This is a genomic window from Mycobacterium sp. NGS17, assembly GCF_059813205.1.
Map to the genome: position 1 here is coordinate 538,714 of NZ_JCALED010000001.1, position 19,099 is coordinate 557,812.

Annotated in this window: 21 protein-coding genes; 10 read left to right on the forward strand and 11 right to left on the reverse strand. The window is 66.9% G+C overall.

Annotation, left to right across the window (positions count from 1 at the left end; genetic code table 11):
* Nucleotides 1–34 precede the first annotated feature (34 nt).
* Nucleotides 35–1,294, forward strand: coding sequence for a cytochrome P450 (locus tag AC5Y7E_RS02600; RefSeq protein ID WP_499947337.1), 1,260 nt, complete (start codon nt 35–37; stop codon nt 1,292–1,294).
* On the opposite strand, the gene AC5Y7E_RS02605 is transcribed toward AC5Y7E_RS02600, so the two are convergent.
* Nucleotides 1,291–1,659, reverse strand: a complete 369-nt coding sequence (locus AC5Y7E_RS02605) for a hypothetical protein (RefSeq protein ID WP_499917650.1) — start codon at nt 1,657–1,659, stop codon at nt 1,291–1,293. The two genes, AC5Y7E_RS02600 and AC5Y7E_RS02605, sit on opposite strands and share 4 nt — an antisense overlap.
* Nucleotides 1,660–1,754: 95 nt before the next feature.
* Here AC5Y7E_RS02605 and AC5Y7E_RS02610 point away from each other — a divergent pair, with 95 nt between their 5' ends.
* Both AC5Y7E_RS02610 and AC5Y7E_RS02615 read left to right on the forward strand, forming a co-directional pair.
* Entirely contained in the window at nt 1,755–2,042 is a 288-nt protein-coding gene (locus AC5Y7E_RS02610; protein ID WP_499917179.1) for a CDGP domain-containing protein, read from the forward strand.
* Nucleotides 2,043–2,096: 54 nt separating this feature from the next.
* The gene (locus tag AC5Y7E_RS02615; RefSeq protein WP_499947338.1) at nt 2,097–3,356 is read left to right on the forward strand and encodes an HNH endonuclease signature motif containing protein; all 1,260 of its coding nucleotides are present in this window, start codon (nt 2,097–2,099) and stop codon (nt 3,354–3,356) included.
* A gap of 79 nt (nt 3,357–3,435) precedes the next feature.
* Here the strand turns inward: AC5Y7E_RS02615 and AC5Y7E_RS02620 are convergent, their stop codons facing one another.
* Entirely contained in the window at nt 3,436–4,506 is a 1,071-nt protein-coding gene (locus AC5Y7E_RS02620; RefSeq protein ID WP_499947339.1) for an ATP-dependent DNA ligase, read from the reverse strand.
* 26 nt (nt 4,507–4,532) lie between these two features.
* Here AC5Y7E_RS02620 and ligD point away from each other — a divergent pair, with 26 nt between their 5' ends.
* Nucleotides 4,533–5,564 carry a non-homologous end-joining DNA ligase gene (gene ligD / locus AC5Y7E_RS02625; protein WP_499947340.1) on the forward strand — a complete coding sequence of 344 codons (1,032 nt, stop codon included), beginning with the start codon at nt 4,533–4,535 and terminating at the stop codon, nt 5,562–5,564.
* A 4-nt stretch (nt 5,565–5,568) separates the two neighbouring features.
* Nucleotides 5,569–7,611 (forward strand): glycoside hydrolase family 172 protein, encoded by a 2,043-nt coding sequence (locus AC5Y7E_RS02630; protein WP_499947341.1) that lies wholly within the window; start codon nt 5,569–5,571, stop codon nt 7,609–7,611.
* On the opposite strand, the gene AC5Y7E_RS02635 is transcribed toward AC5Y7E_RS02630, so the two are convergent.
* On the reverse strand, nt 7,552–8,382 hold the full coding sequence (locus AC5Y7E_RS02635) for a rhomboid-like protein (protein ID WP_499947342.1): 831 nt from the start codon (nt 8,380–8,382) through the stop codon (nt 7,552–7,554). The two genes, AC5Y7E_RS02630 and AC5Y7E_RS02635, sit on opposite strands and share 60 nt — an antisense overlap.
* Nucleotides 8,383–8,485: 103 nt before the next feature.
* Nucleotides 8,486–8,887, reverse strand: coding sequence for a cysteine hydrolase family protein (locus AC5Y7E_RS02640; protein WP_499947343.1), 402 nt, complete (start codon nt 8,885–8,887; stop codon nt 8,486–8,488).
* Between the two features lie 29 nt (nt 8,888–8,916).
* Between AC5Y7E_RS02640 and AC5Y7E_RS02645 the strand changes: the two genes are divergently transcribed.
* A complete protein-coding gene (locus tag AC5Y7E_RS02645; protein WP_499947344.1) occupies nt 8,917–9,186 on the forward strand; it encodes a hypothetical protein in 270 nt (89 codons plus the stop codon).
* 194 nt (nt 9,187–9,380) lie between these two features.
* Entirely contained in the window at nt 9,381–10,583 is a 1,203-nt protein-coding gene (locus AC5Y7E_RS02650) for a cytochrome P450 (protein WP_499947345.1), read from the forward strand.
* A gap of 99 nt (nt 10,584–10,682) precedes the next feature.
* Here AC5Y7E_RS02650 and AC5Y7E_RS02655 read toward each other — a convergent pair whose 3' ends face one another.
* Entirely contained in the window at nt 10,683–11,246 is a 564-nt protein-coding gene (locus tag AC5Y7E_RS02655; protein WP_499917648.1) for a TetR/AcrR family transcriptional regulator, read from the reverse strand.
* Between the two features lie 433 nt (nt 11,247–11,679).
* Between AC5Y7E_RS02655 and AC5Y7E_RS02660 the strand changes: the two genes are divergently transcribed.
* Nucleotides 11,680–12,069, forward strand: a complete 390-nt coding sequence (locus tag AC5Y7E_RS02660) for a PPOX class F420-dependent oxidoreductase (RefSeq protein WP_499947346.1) — start codon at nt 11,680–11,682, stop codon at nt 12,067–12,069.
* Nucleotides 12,070–12,080: 11 nt separating this feature from the next.
* Here AC5Y7E_RS02660 and AC5Y7E_RS02665 read toward each other — a convergent pair whose 3' ends face one another.
* Genes AC5Y7E_RS02665 through AC5Y7E_RS02675 form a run of 3 tightly spaced genes read right to left on the reverse strand, consistent with a single transcriptional unit; the run spans nt 12,081 to nt 13,956 of the window.
* Nucleotides 12,081–13,067: an NAD-dependent epimerase/dehydratase family protein gene (locus AC5Y7E_RS02665; RefSeq protein WP_499947347.1), complete on the reverse strand. Its 987-nt coding sequence runs from the start codon at nt 13,065–13,067 to the stop codon at nt 12,081–12,083.
* A 26-nt stretch (nt 13,068–13,093) separates the two neighbouring features.
* Nucleotides 13,094–13,759, reverse strand: coding sequence for a cutinase family protein (locus AC5Y7E_RS02670; protein ID WP_499947565.1), 666 nt, complete (start codon nt 13,757–13,759; stop codon nt 13,094–13,096).
* Nucleotides 13,760–13,782: 23 nt separating this feature from the next.
* Entirely contained in the window at nt 13,783–13,956 is a 174-nt protein-coding gene (locus AC5Y7E_RS02675; RefSeq protein WP_046182002.1) for a CsbD family protein, read from the reverse strand.
* A 60-nt stretch (nt 13,957–14,016) separates the two neighbouring features.
* Here AC5Y7E_RS02675 and AC5Y7E_RS02680 point away from each other — a divergent pair, with 60 nt between their 5' ends.
* A complete protein-coding gene (locus AC5Y7E_RS02680) occupies nt 14,017–14,169 on the forward strand; it encodes a hypothetical protein (protein ID WP_499947609.1) in 153 nt (50 codons plus the stop codon).
* A gap of 39 nt (nt 14,170–14,208) precedes the next feature.
* The gene (gene lipL / locus AC5Y7E_RS02685; RefSeq protein WP_499947348.1) at nt 14,209–15,510 is read left to right on the forward strand and encodes an esterase/beta-lactamase LipL; all 1,302 of its coding nucleotides are present in this window, start codon (nt 14,209–14,211) and stop codon (nt 15,508–15,510) included.
* 6 nt (nt 15,511–15,516) lie between these two features.
* Here lipL and AC5Y7E_RS02690 read toward each other — a convergent pair whose 3' ends face one another.
* The 3 genes from AC5Y7E_RS02690 to AC5Y7E_RS02700 are packed head-to-tail and all read right to left on the reverse strand — an operon-like array spanning nt 15,517 to nt 19,078.
* The gene (locus AC5Y7E_RS02690) at nt 15,517–16,575 is read right to left on the reverse strand and encodes an NAD(P)H-dependent amine dehydrogenase family protein (RefSeq protein WP_499947349.1); all 1,059 of its coding nucleotides are present in this window, start codon (nt 16,573–16,575) and stop codon (nt 15,517–15,519) included.
* A gap of 38 nt (nt 16,576–16,613) precedes the next feature.
* A complete protein-coding gene (locus AC5Y7E_RS02695; protein ID WP_499947350.1) occupies nt 16,614–17,753 on the reverse strand; it encodes a hypothetical protein in 1,140 nt (379 codons plus the stop codon).
* Nucleotides 17,750–19,078, reverse strand: a complete 1,329-nt coding sequence (locus AC5Y7E_RS02700) for a hypothetical protein (protein WP_499947351.1) — start codon at nt 19,076–19,078, stop codon at nt 17,750–17,752. Before AC5Y7E_RS02700 ends, AC5Y7E_RS02695 begins: the two co-directional genes overlap by 4 nt.
* Between the last annotated feature and the right edge of the window lie 21 nt (nt 19,079–19,099).

Here is a 19,099-nt window from a genome sequence, read left to right on the forward strand (position 1 = left end):
TAGGGCGCTGCCGGCAGGCGGGCACAATGTCAGGATGACGACCGCGCCCGCCGAGTCCACCAAACCCGACGAATTGTTGGTACGGCTGTTGGACCCGGCGGTCCGTGCGGACCCCTACCCGCTGTTCGCGCAGTTTCGTGAACGCGGGTCGTTCGCGTTGCCGGAGGGCAACCTCGCGGTGTTCTCGACGTACCGTGACTGCGACGACGCCTTGAGGCATCCGTCGTCGAGCAACGACCGGAACAAGTCGACAGCGGCCCGCGCCCAGATCGAGGCGCAGACCCGACAGCTCATCGAGGCCGGTGCCGAGGTGCCGGTGCCGAGCCCGCCGGGGTTCCTATTTCTGGACCCGCCGGACCACACCCGGTTGCGCAAACTGGTCAGCAAAGCGTTCGCGCCCAAAGTGGTGAACGCGCTGCAGCCCGACATCACCGCGCTGATAGACGGGTTGCTCGACCGCATCGCCGACAAGGGTCGGTTCGAAGTCGTCGAAGACCTCGCCTACCCATTGCCGGTGGCGGTCATTTGCCGACTGCTCGGCGTACCCCTGGAGGACGAACCGGAATTCAGCCGGGTGTCCGCGCTGCTGGCGCAATCGCTGGACCCGTTCGTCGCCTTCACCGGAACGCCGTCAGACAACCTGAAAGAGCGGATGGCCGCCGGAACGTGGCTGCGGGCCTATCTGCATGGGCTGATCGACCGGCGACGCTCGCGGCCCGGCGACGACCTGATGTCCGGCCTGATCGCCGTGGAAGAGTCGGGCGACCAACTGACCGCCGAGGAGATCGTTTCCACCTGCGTCCTGTTGCTGGTCGCCGGTCACGAAACGACGGTGAACCTGATCGGCAACGCGGTGCTGGCGATGCTGCGCCAGCCGTCGCAGTGGACCGCGCTGGGCGCCGACGCCAACCGTGTGCCCGCGGTCATCGAAGAGACGTTGCGCTACGACCCGCCGGTGCAGATGATCGCCCGAACCGCAGGCGCCGACATGACCATTGGGGGCATCGAGGTGCCCAGGGGCGACATCATGATGCTGCTGACGGCCGCCGCCCAGCGCGATCCCGCCGAATATGACCGGCCCGACGTGTTCGATCCGGATCGTAAGGCCTTGCGGCACTTAGGATTCGGACGCGGCGCGCATTACTGCCTGGGTGCGCCACTGGCCAGGCTGGAAGCCGGGGTGGCCCTGTCGGCGGTGACCGCGCGTTTCCCGAACGCCCGATTGGACGGTGAGCCCGAGTACAAGCCCAACGTCACGCTGCGCGGGCTATCGCAGCTCATGGTCAGGGTCTAATCCCGTTCCCACGGCGGACTTTCACCCATCTTTGTGTAGTACTTCGCCAGGTGGCTCTTGATCCGATCGACATCGGACTTGGGCACGTCGATACCGCCGCGTGCCCCATCGATGATCGCGCCCGCCGCCATCACGCCGCGTGGCACTGCCTTCAGACCGCCGTCGATGACGTCGGCGATCAGCAGCTTGTAGGCAGTGAAGTTGTCCTTTTTGTCGCCGTCGTACCAGACGTGCGCGTCGCGGTATTTCTGGTTCGGACCGTCCAGCGCGTCGGCCCATTTACGCACCCGCTTTTCGGCCGCGTCCCCGTCCCATTTGCGGTCGCGATCGGCCAACGGCAGGTCTTGAAAGGCTGTGACTGACATGGTTGCCGCGTGCCCGCCTCGGATGCCGATCAAACCCGGCCAAACCGGGTAGTTCGCGCTCGCGCAAGCGGTAGCGTCGTTGGCGGGAGGCAACCATGAAGCGCCACATCGTTTCAGGATTAGCCGGCCTGGTGATGGCCGCGGGGCTGGTCGTCGCAGCGCCGCCGGCAAGCGCCGGCTGTGTGTACGGGGGACCGGTTCTGAGCAAGTGCGACGGACCCGTCCAGCCGGACGGCACCTGGCAACGCTGTGTGACAGTCACCCAATTCGTTCCCCATGGCGCCAGTTCCTACCTCGTGCCCGAGAATCACTGCGATCTGATGGGTCCCGACCAGCATCCGGCGGATCTCGGCTTCGCCGATCCGCCGGCGCACATCGACTGAGCTTGCCCGGCTTGGGTGGCCGAGTTTGTCGGACCTCACTGCAATGCTGGTGTCATGTCCCCGACCGCGACTGCAGCCAGCGTCGAAATGCGACCCAAGGATCGTCTCGAGGTGCTCTTCGAGGAGATGGCGGAGTTGGCCGGTCAGCGCAACGCGATTGACGGGCGCATGGTGGAGATCGTGGCCGAGATCGATCGCGACGGGCTGTGCGGGATCACCGGTGCCCGGTCGGTACCGGCGTTAGTGGCCTGGAAGCTGGGCTGCTCATCGGCAAACGCCCACACGATTGCGGCCATCGCTGGCCGGCTTGAGGAATTGCCCCGCTGTGCGGCCGGGTTGCGGGAGGGCCGGTTGTCGCTGGATCAGGTCGGGGTGATCGCCGCCCGGGGAGGGGTGGGGTCTGATGAGCATTATGCGCAGCTGGCCAGTGTCGCCACGGTCAACCAGCTGCGTACCGCGGTCAAGCTGGAACCACGACCGGCACCAGAACCGCGGCCCGAGCCCGAGCGCTCGATCCGCAAGACCTCCGATGAGGCGGGCGCCTGCTATCGGATCAGACTTGACCACTTGGATGCCGCGAAATTCGATGCGGCGCTGGCGTCGCATCGTGATGCGCTGATCACCCAATGGAAACACGACCACGGCCAGGGCAACGACGCACATGTTTCGGCCGATCAGCGGCCGCCGTTGCCGGGCACGCTCGAGGCGTTCCTGCGCCTGGTCGAGGCCGGCTGGGATGCTGAGGCGGCCCGCCGCCCGCACGGCCAGCACACCACCGTGGTGGTGCACGTCGACGTGGAAAAGCCCGCGGCGGCGTTGCATCTGGGTCCGCTGCTGTCCGACGCCGAACGGCGCTACCTGAGCTGTGATGCCACTTGTGAAGCCTGGTTTCACCGCGACGGCGAAGTCATAGGCGCCGGCCGTGCGACGCGGGTGATCAGCCGGCGGCTGCGCCGCGCGCTGGAGCATCGCGACCGGATGTGCGCGGTGCCAGGCTGTGGGGCCACCCGTGGCCTGCACGCCCATCACCTCCGGCACTGGGAAGACGGCGGGCCCACCGAACTGGCCAACCTGGTGTTGCTATGCCCGTACCACCACCGGCTGCACCACCGCGGCGTCATCATCATCACCGGACCCGCCGACAACCTCAGCGTCACCGACAACTCCGGGCGACCCCTGCACCCGGGATCGCTCGCGCGCCCACCAACCCAACCTCCACCCGCGGTCTCACCCTGCCGTGGGCCGCTCGGCGAACGCGCCGACTGGTGGTGGTACACACCGTTCCAACCCCAACCACCACCGACAAGCAACTAGGTTTTGGATCGCAGCCCAAAAACGTTGGGGTGTCAAGGAACTCGTACGAGACGCCGTCCGGCCGGCATCGACCGCCGATCTAGCCCGAACCGAGTCCCGGCACGATTTCGCCGAGGCTGAAGGTCACCGGCTGTTCGAGCTGTTCGTAGGTGCACGAGCGGGGTTCGCGGTCCGGACGCCACCGATTGAACTGCGCGGTATGACGAAACCGCTGGCCTTCCATGTGGTCGTAACGGACCTCGACTACCCGCTCAGGCCGCAGCGGCACGAACGACAGGTCCTTGCCCGCGTTCCAGCGCGAGAATTCGTTCTTGCGAGGGGTCCGCTCGCCGGCTTCGTGCGCGGCCCAATTCCATGGGTGATTCTCGAAATCGGTGACGAGCGGCTGCAGTTCGTCGAACAGCCGGCGCCGCTCGGCCATGGGGAACGCGCCGATCACCCCGACCGACGCGAGCTGGCCATCATCCTGATAGAGACCGAGCAGCAACGAACCGATGGCTCCGGCGCCGGACTTGTGCACCCGATAGCCGGCGACCACGCAGTCGGCGGTCCGCTCGTGCTTGATCTTGAACATGATCCGCTTGTCCGGTTGGTACGTGATGTCCAGCGGCTTGGCGATCACGCCGTCGAGGCCGGCGCCCTCGAATTCGTCGAACCAGCGCTGCGCGGTGCCCAGATCGGTCGTCGCCGGTGTGACATGGATCGAGGGCCCCGAGGCCGCCAAGGCGTCGACCAGGGCGGCGCGCCGTTCGCCGAAGGGGCGTCGCGTGTAGTCGTCGTCGCCGAGGGCGAGCAAATCGAACGCGATGAAGGACGCCGGCGTGGCCTTGGCGAGCATCTGCACCCGCGAGTCGGCCGGATGGATGCGTTGTTGCAGCGCCTCGAAATCCAGCCCGGCCCCGGTGGCGATGACGATCTCACCGTCGATCACGCAGCGCTGCGGCAGCTCGGCCCGGACCGCGGCGACCAGCTCCGGGAAATAGCGCGTCATCGGCCGCTCGTTGCGGCTGCCCAGCTCGACCTGATCGCGGTCGCGGAAACAGATCGACCGGAAGCCGTCCCACTTGGGCTCATAGGACGCGTCAGGGGGAATCGAGGGCACCGACTTGGCCAGCATCGGCGACACCGGCGGCATGACAGGGAGGTCCATAGCCTGATTGTGCTGGAATCGGAGGCATGGCTGCTGCAGAAGAGCTCGACGTCGACGGCATCGCGGTGCGCCTGACCAATCCGGACAAGGTGTATTTCCCCAAACTGGGATCAAAGGGCACCAAGCGACACCTGGTGGACTACTACCGTGCCGTCGCGGGCGGTCCGATGCTCGACGCGCTGCGCGACCGGCCCACCCATCTGCAGCGCTTCCCGGACGGCGTCGACGGCGAGGAGATCTACCAGAAGCGCATCCCCCAGCACCACCCCGATTACCTGCAGACGTGTCGGGTGACGTTTCCGTCGGGGCGGACGGCCGACGCGCTGAGGGTGACCCATCCGGCGGCGGTCGTGTGGGCCGCACAAATGGGCACGGTCACCTTGCATCCGTGGCAGGTGCGCTGCCCGGACACCGACCACCCCGACGAGCTTCGCATCGACCTGGACCCGCAGCCCGGTGTCGCCTTCGAGCAGGCGCGTACCGTCGCGGTCGACGTGCTGCGGCCGTTGCTCGACGAACTCGGTCTGGTGGGATACCCGAAGACCTCGGGCGGTCGCGGCATCCACGTCTTTCTGCGGATCGCCAGCGACTGGGATTTCATCGAGGTGCGCCGCGCCGGCATCGCCCTGGCCCGCGAAGTGGAGCGCCGCGCGCCCGACGCGGTCACCACGGAGTGGTGGAAAGAAAAACGTGGCACGCGGGTCTTTCTCGACTTCAACCAGAACGCGCGGGACCGCACCATGGCATCGGCGTACTCGGTGCGGCGCACCCCGATCGCGACGGTATCGATGCCGCTGACGTGGGAGGAGCTGGCCGCCGCCGAGCCCGACGACTACACCATGGCAACCGTGCCCGATCTGATCACGCGACGCGATGATCCGTGGGCGGCGATGGACCATGTGGCTCAATCGATTTCGCCCTTGCTGGAAATGGCCGAGGCCGACCAGGAGCGCGGCCTTGGCGACATGCCTTATCCGCCGAACTACCCCAAGATGCCGGGCGAGCCCAAACGCGTTCAGCCCAGCCGGGATCGAGATCTCAAAGCCGAGAAGGACTAACCGGATGTCGGTGGCGGTGCGGGCGTGTGCCGCGCTATTCGCGTTGCTGCTGCTGCCGATTTCCGGTGCGGGTGTGGCCGATGCGGAGCCGGCCATACCCGACACGAACCGATCCGGCGCAAGAATGGTCGGCTGGGACACCTACCGCCGGTTGGACCGGTTGCCCTACTTGAACCCCGGATCGCAGACCCTGCAGGTGTCGAGCTTTGATCGCAGCGGCGGTGATTTCGACATCTCCACGGGCAATCGCAACGGCAGTGGCGGGTGCCTGGCGACGGGCGGTGCCGGCTGCGTCATCGCGGAGGATCACGGTGCGGGAGAGATCGATTCGATCTGGCTGACCCGCGACGGCGGCAACGTTCGTGCCCTTGGAAACATCCGCATCGAGCTGGACGGGCAGACCGTAGTAAATACTCCGTTGCAATCGCTGGTCGACGGAAACCTCGGTGCCCCGTTCGTGTGGCCGCTGGTGGCCAACGCCGCTCAATCGCCGGGAGGCGATTACATCAAGGTGCCGATGCCTTATCGGCGGTCGATGCGGGTCAGCGTCGCATCACATTTGGAGTACTACCACGTCGATTACCGCCAGTTTCCCGACGCCGACGGGATGAACACGTTCTCGCCAGCCGAACCCGCTTCCGACGTGCTGGACACGCTCCGGTCCGCCGGCGCAACCGACCCCAAGCCTGCGGCCGCCGGCGTCGCGCACATCAATCGGGTCATCGATCTCCCCGCCGGCGCCGGGCAGACCATCGCCGAATCGACCGGATCGGCCAGCATCTCGGCGCTGAGGCTCCAGCTGCCCGAACCGGCGGCCCAGCGGTTGACCGGATTGCGGCTGCAAATCGAGTTCGACGGCAGGACCACGGTGGATTCGCCGCTCGGGGAGTTCTTCGGCGCCGGACTGGGCGCGAACCCCGTGCGGTCTCTGATGTTCGCGACCATCCCGGCACCCGATGGATCGTTGGTGTTATCCGATTGGTGGCCAATGCCATTCGCGGAGTCGGCCCGCGTCACGCTCGTCAACGCGGGGGCCGAACCGGTGACGGGGATAGCCAGCGACGTCGCCACCACCCCCGACGCGCAGTGGGCGCCCGCGCTGGCCGGCGGCCGCGCCGGCTACTTCACCGCGCGCTCACATGCCGGACCGACGACGCCCGGCCAGGACTGGGTTTTCGCCGAAGAACAGGGGCACGGAAAATTCGTCGGCGTCAGTCACACCATTCACGGCTACCGAACCAAAACGGCATTCAGTGACGATGCACCGTACTTTCTCGAAGGCACCGAACGGGTCTACACCGACGGATCCGCGTCCCCGCAGTGGTACGGAACCGGCACCGAGGACCTCTACGAGGGTGGCTGGTACTTCAAGAACGGCACGCACTTCAGCGACCCGCTCAACGGCCAACCCGATCAACGCACGGCCACGGGCGGGTGCGCCGACTACTGCGTCTCCGTGTACCGGATCATGCTGGCCGACGCGATCGGCTATCACTCCGGGATCCGGTTCGGCATCGAGCACGGCAAGAGGAACATGGTCCAACCCGACTACAGCTCAACCGCGTTCCTCTACACACAGCCGGACGCCGAGGTCACCGGGGGAGACGACGTCAGCCCCGCCGACCCTATCAGCCGAGTCCTGCACGGCTACAACGATTCTGACGCAACCGATCAGCTGCTGGTCAGCGAATACGAGGGCACTCAGGACACCCTGCCCGTCGTCGGCTCGGTGCGTAGCGCCCAGGGCGCGATCACGTTTCACGTCCAGATCGATCCGGACAACCACGGCTTATTGCTGCGCCGCACATCGGATCAAGCGGCCGGCTTCCAATCGGCCGACGTTGCGGTCGACGGCGTGCCAACCGGGAACTGGCTGCAACCGCGCAGCAACACCTTTCACCGGTGGCTGGACGACACCTACCTGGTGCCGCGGTCGGTCACCGCGGGCAAGTCGCAGGTGACGGTCAGTTTGACGCCGACCGCGGGCTCACCGCCCTGGACCGCCGGCCGCTACCGCGTCGACACACTGACGGGGCCCTCTGACTAGCGAGCGATTGCCGGCCAGTCCGATGAGCGCGCCCGCCAGCCCGCCGACCGGCGCCAGCAGCGACGGCCCGGCGAGCACGAGATAGCCGAACGTCACGCCCACCACCAGCAGGGCCTGGTGCAGGGGTGTCCATGAGGTGAGCGGGCGCATCCGGAACGACAACCCCATGCCGAGCAGCAACGCCACCACGTGGCCGACGGCGGTGAAGTCCGCGCCCACGGCCGCCACCACCGCGGCACCCAGCCACCAGCCCGCCCAGACACCGCGCCAGCGCGCGGGAACCGCCGCCGTGAACGCGCCGAGCACGCACATCGCGCCGTAACTGATCCCCACGTCACTGGCACGTGCGACCGAGGCCGGCAGCATTCCCGTTTCGATAGCGGCGACCAGCCCGACCGCGACGATCAGCGTGGCGCCGATGTGGCCGACGGCGAAGGTCAGGAGTAGTCCCCGGCCGCACCACATCAGTTCGCCCAACGCCAATAGGCAGGCGAGCCCGGGCAACCAGAAGAACAGATCACCGCCGTCGTTGACGAATGCGCTCCCGATCAAGGTGCCCAGCTGTCCGCGCCCGAGATTGTGCACGTTGGTGCTCATTCGGCTTACGGCCACCTCGTGAGCGTGTGGACCGAGCGCCGCCAGGATGAGATAGACGCCGAGCAGGGTGACCGCATAGGTGGCCGTCACCCGCACCGATGCCGCGCCGGGCACGGCACGCAGCGGCGCCTCAGTCCAACGCAGGGCGCCGTCGCGGGTGGCGGCGGCTGTCATAGGTCTACCGTGCGGGTCGCGCGGCCGTCGTGCCTCGTTCTTAACGAAGCCTTCACACCCGTGCCGCAAATCTTCACGGAGTGGACGGCCTTGTGACGTGCCCTTAAAGGGAGGTGATCGCAGCGACGGCCTGGTCGGCGGTCACGATGGCCGAGGCGTAGTTGGGCATGTTCACCTCGAGGGCGGCGCGCATTTCGGTGTCCGAGTAGTCGGCGGTGGCATCCCGGACCACGGTGACGTCATAACCGAGTTCGGCGGCGAATCGAACCGTCGCCTCGACGCAGGTGTGCGCGATCAAACCCATGACGATGACCCGCTCGATACCGTGACGCTTGAGTTGCAGGTCCAGATCGGTGTTGGCGAAACCGCTCGAACACCAATGCTCATGCGCGACGACGTCGCCCGGTTGCGGCTCGAACCCGGGACGGATCTCGCCGCCCAACTGCCGTATTCGAAGGTCTTGCGCGACCACGCCGCTCGCTGCACGGGCGCAACGTATTTCCACGTCTCGTAGTCGCCCGGCCGGTAACGACGATGCAGCGCATAAAAGACCCGCAGGTTCGCCCCGCGGGCGGCCTCGAGCACCTGCTGCATATGGGTAACGCAATCATTGCCCTCGATGACGCCCCGCAACCGATCCCACACTTTCCCTCCCGCGGAAATGAAATCGTTGTAGGGATCGATCAGCAGAAGCCCGGTCGCCGCTTTGTCATTCGCCATCGGACCATCATCTCCCGCGGCCCGAATGATGAACTGCAGATCGTCGGCGCACCGCTCTTGACGGACTTGTCGCGATGCTGCTAGACATGGCCTGCGCCACGCGTTTGGGCGATCGCCCAAAGTCGATGGGTGGAGGATGTCATGGGCCGGATGGACGGCGAGGATCACCATGGTCGGCGTCTGTCGTGCATTCGATGGATCGCCGGTCCCCGCCGCTGCGCTGGACGATCTCACGGCGATCTGCCCGCCGGCAGCTGCCTGAAGTAAGGAAAGCATCGATGACCGTCACCAATGACACCGACGTCTACTACGACCCCTACGACGTCGACATCAATGCCAACCCCTACCCGATCTATGCGCGGCTTCGTGAAGAGGCGCCGATCTACTACAACGAGCGCTACGACTTCTGGGCCCTGTCAAGGTATTCCGACGTCGAACATGGACTGGCCGACTGGGAGACGTTCTCCAACCGGCGAAGCGACATCCTCGAGCTGGTCCAGTCGAAATTCGACATGCCCGGCGGCGTCATGATGTTTCAGGACCCGCCGGAACACTCCAGGTTGCGCGGTCTGATGTCGCGGGTGTTCACCCCCCGCCGGATGGCCGCCCTCGAGGACCAGATTCGGCAATACTGCGTACGTTGCCTGGATCCGCTGGTCGGATCCAGCGGTTTCGACATCATCGCCGAGCTGGCGTCCATGATGCCGATGCGCGTGATCGGCATGCTGCTGGGAATTCCGGAATCCGAACAGATCTCGGTGCGCGACGCCAACGATGCCAACCTGCGCACCAAGCCGGGCGCACCGTTGAAGGTCGCCGACGCCGACTCCATCGCCGACGGCCGGATCTATGCCGACTATGTCGACTGGCGCTCCAAAAACCCCTCTGATGACCTGATGACGACTCTGCTCAATGTCGAATTCGATGACGAGAACGGGGTGCACCGCAAGCTGACTCGCAAAGAGGTGTTGCACTACACGCAGGTGGTTGCCGGCGCGGGCAACGAGACCACCGGCCGCCTGATCGGCTGGCTGGCCAAGGTGCTCGCCGAGCACCCCGACCAGCGCCGCGAAGTCTACGAGGACCGGTCACTGTTGACCCGTACCATCGACGAGACGCTGCGATTCGAGCCCACCGGTCCGCACGTCGCGCGTTGGATGGCAAAGGATTTCGAGTGCTACGGCACGACGGTCCCGGCGGGCAGCGCCATGCTGCTGTTGTTCGGCGCCGCCAATCGCGATCACCGCCGCTACACCGATCCGGACACCTACAACATCCGCCGCGACAACATCTCACACATCACGTTCGGAAAAGGTGTGCACTACTGTCTGGGCGCCAACCTGGCTCGCCTCGAGGGCCGCGTCGCGCTCGACGAGATCCTCAACCGGTGGCCCGAATGGGACATCGATTACGACACCGCACAATTGGCGTCGACGTCGACCGTGCGCGGCTGGGAGCGGCTGCGGGTCGTCTTGCCCTGAGTGAGGACGGGTGCGTGAAACTCGCCGAACGTGATCTCAGGGCGGAAAAATGGCCGAAATCTCGCCCCCAGTGCACGTTCGGTGACGACGCTAGCCGGCTCAGCCCTTGCGGCCGCGGCGGCCCTTCGGCTCGGGCATCTCGTACTTGTCAAGGAGCCGGTTGACCAGGGCGATGGCGGCTTGGTGGCCCCCGGAGGATCCCAGCCCTTCTTCCAGGATCAGGGTGCGGCCGATCGAGGCGATGAAGACCGCGATGGCCGCGGGCGGGAACTCGTCGGTGTCGATGTCGTGTTCGCGGATGATGAAGTTCAGCGCGGTGATCTGCTGCTCGCGCCACCGGTCCGACCACGTGGCGATCTCGGCGCGAATCTCCTTGCGGTGGTTGGCAAGTCCCATGAACTCCAGCAGTAGCCGGGTGTCCTTGGGCTCGATGAGGGTATCCCAGAAGGCGTGCAACGGCCGGTCGGACGCCAGCGCCTCCTGCTGGCGCTCCAGGTACACGGCCGCGCCGCGGCGGAAGACGGCCAGATACAGGTCGTCCATCGTGGGGAAGTAGTAGTGCACCAACGCCGGTTTGACGCCGGCCTTGGCGGCCACGCGGCGCGACGTGGCCGCGGCGTAGCCCTCCTCGAGCATGATCTGACTCGTCGCGGCCACCAGCATGTCGCGCGTCGTCGAGTCGCGCGCCTTGGGTCGTTCGGCTGCCGTCACGTTGTGGTCCTATCGCGCGGCCGGCGCGCCTGGCAGACCATGAACAGGATGCCGTCTTGGTCGAGCTCTCGCCGGTAATTCGCGTACCGATCGTGGTATTCGCTGTACCTGGTTCGCTTTGCCATGGAGCCGTCTCATTTCCGAGAAACCGTCAGCCCGCTGGTTTGGGCGATCGCCCAAACGGGGTAGCTGACATGCTTGCACCCGACATCGCGGTGGTCAAGCTTCAGGCGAGCCGACCACGGTCGCGAAGGATCGACAGTTGCCCGGTGAGCCAATCCATTTCGGCCGCGATGGGATGACCTGCGCCGCCACTAGTCAAGTTTAAGTTTCTTAACTATCGGGGATAGGCTTGGGGCATTCCATTCATAGATAGGGAAGACGCGTGACCCCCAGCTTCAAGGACGTTATTCAGTCCAAGTACTTGCTCTTGACGACGTTCACCAAGGATGGCCGTCCGAAACCGACACCGATCTGGGGCGTGCCCGACGGCGACGACACGCTCTTGGTGATCACCGACGACGGTTCGTGGAAAACCAAGCGAATCAACAACACTCCCAGGGTGACGATCGCCAAGAGCGGCGCGCTGGGCAAGCCGAAGAGCGAAGAGGTCGAAGCGACAGCCAGGGTGCTACCGAAGGCGGAGACGCGACGCGTCTACAACGCCGTCCTCAAGCGGTACTGGTACCACGCGCCGTGGTTCTACGCGCACTCGATCGTCCGCGGCGGCATCGACAAGGTGCACGTCGGCCTGGAAATCAAGCCGGCCGGCTGAGACGCACAGCGCTAGCCGCCTTCGGCGCGCATCGCCGCGAAGGTGTCCGCCACCGTCTCCTTGGGATCGCGAAAGGTGATGCCGAGGTCCCGTTCGCTCGGGGAATCGTCGGACGCCGGCATCTGCGTGTAGTACTGCATGCCGGCCCAGGTGAACGGCGTTTCGAAGGGCAGGAAACGGTTCGCCCGATCCAGCACCGCGCCCGCGACGCGAAGCGCGCTGTCCGGGATCGGGACGGCGACCATCGGCGTCCCGGCAACCTCCCCGAGCAGGTTCGCGAGGTCGGCCGCGGGCACCCGATGACCGCCGGCGGTATAGCGGCGTGGCCCGCGCCCGGGCTCGAGCAACGCCGTGTGGAGCGCGGCCAGATCGCGGACGTCGACCATCAGCCACGCGGCGCTGCGGCCGGGGATCGCGTGCATCTGCACGGCCGCCCGCACCCCCTCGCCGGCCTCACCGAATTGGTCGCCGACCGGCGGGCCGAGCACCATGCCGGGATAGGTGATGTTGACCGGCGCGCCCGCATCCTGTAACCCCCGCGCATAGATCTCGACCTGCGCCTTCGACGTCCCGTATCCGTCCGCCCCGCCCACCACCGGCAGGTCCGCGGTCAGCGTCTCCAGGTCCGGATGGAACAGCGCGGTGAAACTGGACACGTGGACGATGGGATCCAGGCCGAGCTCGACGGACTGGCCCAGCACGTTCTGAGCGCCCTGCATGTTCGTGGCGAGCATCTCGGGTGTCTGGCGCGGGTCGGTCGCGACCAGCGCGGCGCTGTGCACGACGGCGTCGCACCCCTGCAAGGCCGCGCGCACCGCGACGCGATCGATGATGTCGGCGACGGCGAAGTCCGACACGTCGACGCCCAGCTTGGCGACGGTGGTGTGCAGCTTGTCGGGGTTGCGGACCAGGAATCGCACGGAGTGCCCCGCATCGGAGATTGCCTTGGCCGTCCACCCGCCGACGAAACCGGTACCACCCGTGATCAGAACCCGCATGGGCTCATTGTGCAAGACCGCAAAATCTAGAGGTGGCTGGAGGCGAAGTTGGCGGCTTGGTTCGTCATGCCGTTGACTGGATACGACGTGTGCGCGGCGAAGTTGGTGGTGTCGGCGTTCCCGCAGATCGGATCGCCCTGCGCGCACAGTTCGAGCGTCTTCGGCTGATACAGCGGCCCGATGGTCAGCGGCGGCGCGTTGTACTTCTGCAGGAACTGGCCCGATGGGGTGCCGAATAATGTCACGGCGGCGACGTGCTTCGCGACGTCCGGCGGCATCGGTGGGGGCACGGTGGAGGCGGGCACGCCCGCGGGCACGGCGGCCGAGGTGGTGTAGCCCGCCACCGCCGCGCCCTGCGAGTAGCCGCCGAGCACCTCTTTGGTATTAGGGCAATTCGCCGCCATCGATTCGAGGTGCGAACTGGCGTCCCGGATGCCGTCGATCACGGTGAGCGGGAAGTCAGGGCTGGAAAAGTCAGTGCTGGCAGGGTAATTGACTGGATACACGGTCAGTGATCTGCCGCCGACCTGCGAGCGCAACGCGTCGATGAACGGCCGACCGATCCCGCCGACGCCGGGCGCTTCCCCGGATCCCCGGGCGAAGACGACTTCGACGTCGGGACACGGCTCGGCCGCCGCGGACGGGGCGGGCGCGCTCGCCACGAACGCACCCGCCAGCGCCGCGGCCGACATGGCCGATAGCTTGCGGATGTTCACTACTTCTTGAAGGCGTCCTTCACCTTTTCGCCGGCGTCCTTCAGGCTGGACTTCGCCTGGTCCGCCCTGCCCTCGTCCCTGGTGTCGTGGTCGCCGGTCGCCTTGCCGATGGCTTCCTTCGCGCGGCCCCCGAGGTCCTCGATCTTGTTCTTCAGCTTGTCTTCGTTGCTCATGGCGTGCTGGCTACCCCTCAACAGGAGATATCGAAACCCCCGCCCTGTCATCATGGACGGGTGAGCACCGCGATCGTGGTGGCAGTAGTGGTGGTGTTGATGCTGCTCGGCATCGGCATGGTGGTCAATCAGCTGCTGCGGCTGAGGCGGTATCTGGGGGACTCACCCACCGAAGAAGCCCGCGGTTCGAAACCCGAGCCACCGGACGACTGATAGCTTCAAGCTCGTGAACGCTCGAGGCGTCGCGACGCGGTGACGCCGTCGACTCTGCTGGTCACCGACGCTGGTTTGCCACGCGGTGTGTCCGGTGCTGCGGACCCTCGTTTCGCGAGCGCCATCAGACTGTTCTCCCAGCTGTTTCCCGGTCGCCGGTTCGGCGGGGGAGCGCTGAGCGTCTACGTCGACGGAATTCCCGTCGTGGACGTCTGGACCGGCTGGTCGGACCGGGCCGGCACCCAGCGCTGGACGGCGGACACCGGCGCGATGGTGTTCTCGGCGACCAAAGGGGTCGCCTCCACGGTGATTCACCGGCTCGCCGACCGCGGCCTGCTCTCCTATGACGCGCCCGTCGCCGACTACTGGCCCGAGTTCGCCGCCAACGGGAAGGCCGAGATCACGGTCCGCGACGTCCTGCGGCACCGGTCCGGGCTGTCACACCTGCGCGGGGTCAGCAAGACGGAACTGATGGACCACCTCCTCATGGAGGAGCGGCTGGCGGCGGCGCCGGTCGATCACCTGCGCGGTGTGCAGGCCTACCACGCGCTCACCTACGGGTGGTTGCTGTCCGGTCTGGCCAGGGCGGTGACCGGCAAGGGCATGCGCGAGCTGATCCGCCAGGAGGTGGCGCGTCCGCTCAACACCGACGGGTTGCACCTGGGCCGCCCACCGCAAGGCTCACCGACCACGGCGGCCCAGATCCTGATACCGCAGGGCAGGCTGCGCGCACCGGTATTCAGCTTCATCGCGCCGCGGGTGGCCGGCCTGCCGTTCTCCGGCGCGCTGGGCGCGATGTACTTCCCCGGCGTCATCTCCCTGATCAAGGGCGACACCCCGTTCCTGGACGGCGAGATCCCCGCCGCCAACGGCGTGGTCACCGGTCGGGGCCTCGCCAAGATGTTCGCTGTCCTGGCCAACGACGGCCGCATCGACGGAAAGAAGTTCCTCTCCGAGGACCTGACCCGCGGGCTGGCCGGGCAGGCGCGCCGCAAGTGGCCCGACGCGAACATGGTGGTGCCCATGCCTTTTCACCTGGGCTACCACGAGTCGCCGGTTCCCGGTTTGCTCCGCGGTTTCGGTCACGTCGGCCTGGGCGGAACACTCGGCTGGGCCGACCCAGAGACGGGCAGCGCCTTCGGGTTCGTCCACAACCGGCTGTTGACGCCGCTGCTGTTCGACATGGGATCCTTTGCGGGCCTTGCCCGTCCGCTGCGCAACGCCATCGAGGCGGTCCGTGACCAAGGCCCGCTCGCGGTGCCGTCCCTGGGCGCCCGCTACGCCAAACCCGCTCGGCGACGGGCGAATGTCGGCGAGGCCATGGCGGCGGGCGAGGGCTGAACCGGGCTATCCGACGTAGGCGTTGCCGCGCGGCAGTGTCAGCGGAAGATAGGCGTAGGTGGCGATTCCCGGCGCCGCGGCGACGACGGCGGCGATCCCGTTGATGGCGGGCACCGCCGTCATGATGTGTCCGAGGTCCATGAATTCCTCGAGCGTGGTGGCCTCGAAGTACGGCGGCGGCAGGAAGCCGACCTTGGTGGTGACCGTGGGCTGGCCGTCGACCTGGATGACCCAGCCGTCCTGCTCGATCTTCCAGTCGGGTTCCAGGGTCTGCCCCTTCCTCCACCGGACGTTGAGGTCGATCAGGACCTTGCCGTTGACGATGCCCTGCCAGCTGATGTAGGTCCCCGCGACGTGTCCCGCGGGGATGGTCCAGGAAGCCATGACCAGGTCCTCGGTGGTCTGGGCGAACTCGGCGACACAGCGCACCTCGTCCAGCTCGATTCCTAGCGCGTCGCCCACCAGCCGGACGGCCTCGCCGAAAATGGCCGTGCCCTTCGCGGCCATCGCCGGCAGGTCGGGATGGTCGATCGGCTGGCCGAAGCCGACGGGCTTCTCGGTCTCCGGCGAGTCATAGAAGGTGGTGTCGGCGGCCTCGTTGACGGTGACCTTGTCGATCCGGTTGCACACCATGGCCGACACGATGGCCAACAGTTCGGCGAAGCCCGGGCTGACACCCGAGCCGAAGATGGTGGAACCGCCCTTGTCGCAGGCCTCCAAGATGCGGTCACGGCCGTCGCCGAGGTTGTGTCCGGTGATGAACGAGGCGGTGGTCACCACGTTGACGCCGGCGGACAGGATGCGGACAAGCTCGTCGACGTTGATCCACATCGGGTTGTAGACCACACAGTCCGGCTTGAGCGCCAGCAGCTCGTCGATGTCGTTGGTCGCCTTGATGCCGAGCGGCTCGATGCCGACGAGTTCGCCGGCGTCGCGGCCGGCCTTCTCCGGTGACCAGGCGTAGCAGCCGACCAATTCCAGCGTGGGGTTGGTGACGATCGATTTCAGTGAGCTCTTGCCGACGTTTCCGGTGTTCCACTGAACGACGCGATAGGTGTTTGGCACTCGCTCAGCATAGGGAATGAGCGGGGTTCTTAGTAGACCTAATAGGCAGATTCCGACGCCAGAATCTCGGCCAGGAACGCGTCTCGCGGCGGCAGGTCCTGGCGCGCCCGCGCCCACCGGCGCGCCCGCTCCCGCATTTCGGCGGCTTCGGCTGTTTCGGCGCCGACGACCACCGATGTCGTCGACCAATCGTGGTCCCATGCCGCCGACTCCGTCAGGGCGCGCCGCTGGGCGTCTTTCAGCGCAAGGGTGGCGCGCCCGGTCGCGTCCAGGGTGCCGGTGCCGTCGATGGGCGCCGAGCGCAGCCGCACCGGTAGGCCGGTTGCCGGGTCCGGCCCGATGACGGCCGCCTGCACGACGGCGACCACCCCCGTGCCGCCGGACTCGATGCTCCAGTCGACGGTGCTCTCGGCGGCGTCGAAGATCGCGGGGGGAACCCCGCTCCAGGCGATGGACGCGACGCCCCGTGCTATCACGCCCGCGCCGCGCGGACCCGCGCCGGCACCGGCGGCCAGCGCGTAATCGTCGCGACGATCGCTCGGCGGGGCAATGATCAGGTCCGTATCATCAACTGCCGCAATCAATTCGGACCACCGATCGCCGTCCGCGCCGAATTCGTCGGCGAGCCCGGCACCGGCACGTACCAGGTCGACGATCCGTGAATCATCGCTGCGGACATGGCCTATCAGCGCGGCGGCGTGCGGCGCCAGCAGCTGCGCCACATCGGAGTCCAGGGTGTCGTCGGGAAAGAAGCTCTGCGCCCCGGCGGTCAACAGCGCGACCTCGGCATCGAGCAGCGCGCGGTCCAGGCCGGCGATGCCGTCGTGCCTGCTGGCCGGCCACCACCGGCGCAGCCAATGCCCGATGGCCAGCCTGCGCAGCGGGGCGATCGAGCCCGGCACCAGCTCGACGCCGGTGAGCTCGATGCTGTGGGGGCGCCCGGTCGTGTGGTTCATGGCCGACACCAGCGCGACATGGCCGGCCTCGCCGAAGATCCGCCACAACCAGTCCGCGCGCGACACATCGGTGAACGTGATGTGCGGAGCCGCATCGTCGGGATCGTCCACCGACCAGGACAGCACCGCGCCGCTGACTTCGAGCAGCGCGACCAGTGGCGTCGCGACGGGCGCATCGACGGGCCAGGTGCTCCAAAGCCCGGCATCAGCAACAAGTCTCATCCGGCCACCTGCAATTCCAGCATCGATTTGATTCGTTGCCGGTGGTCGAGGCTCACCGAGCGCGCCACCCCGTCGAGCAGTGCGCGCACGTCGTCGACGTCGGCACAGGGTTCCTGCCAGACGTCGCGACCATGCAGCCGGGCCCACAGCCGGCTCAGGTACGGCTGCGCGTAGGCGCCCAGGTCGTCGACCACCTGTTGTTGGCGCGGATGAATCGGTCCGTTGTCGGCCAGATAGCGCCGGGCGTGTAACACGTAGGCTTCCTTGCGAAGTCGTGCCTGAATCTGGGCCGCCAAGTCATAGCGGCAAGAAGCGGATGGGTCCAGCGGAGCCAGCTGCACCGCGACCTCGATGCCGGCCACCAAAGTGGCTTGTTTGTCTTCGGCCAGCAGCCCCCACGGCGCGCAGGCCCGGTCGACTTCTTCCTCGCACAGCAACGGGATTTCGGGCAGCGCGTCGCGATCCAGGGCGCGGCGCAGGGTCGCGCGCACCCGGTCCACGATGCTGCGGTCCAGCGGGCGGTCCCCATCCTTACCCCGGGAGATCGCCGGAGGGCGCTGCGGCGCAATCGAACTCAAGCCCAGCTCGACGATCGACCATGGCAGCCGCGTCGTGTCGGTGCGGGCCAGCGCACCCATGTTATACGGGGTGGTGCCGGCGATCATCGCCGACCAGACGCGCTGACGTGCCGCCGCGGCGCCATGGCTGCCGGCCGCGCCCAACACCGTGTCGAGCTCGCCCCGCAACGAGTCGACGACGGCCTCGCCCGCCCGCACGTCGCGCCAACTGCGTTCCAACTGCTTGGCCAGCCTGGCAACGACCTCGGCGTCCGCCACGTATCGGTGCAGCACCTCGATCGCGGTGCGATCGCGATCCCGGTGGATGTCACCGAGCACCGCCGCCGCCGTCGCGTAATCATGCGGCGTCGGTGCGCCTTTCGTGACGGCGAGCTCGAAGCAGACCGGAAAGTACAATTCCTGGGCGTTCCCGCTGCGTATCCGCTGCCGGCGGCGCTCCAGTTTGAGCGCCTCGAACCAGGCTGCGGCGGAGCGTAATTCGGAACCACTGCCGACGATGAGGTCGTGCATGGCGCGTGCCGTCTCGCGCGTCACGACCGGGGCCGAATACGCCGGATTGCCGCGCAGTCGCAGCACCAATGGGTCGATGATGCGTTTGACGGTCCGGCTCAGCGGACCCCCGTCGTCGGCGCTGAAAGCCTCCACACCCGGACCGATGGCGCGCCAGGCCGCCTCGATAACCAACCGCCGCGGCTGGCCCACCGCCTCACCTCCCACGGCGGTCGCTACCTGCGGTTCGGCGCTCATCAGCACAGAATAGGGCCATCG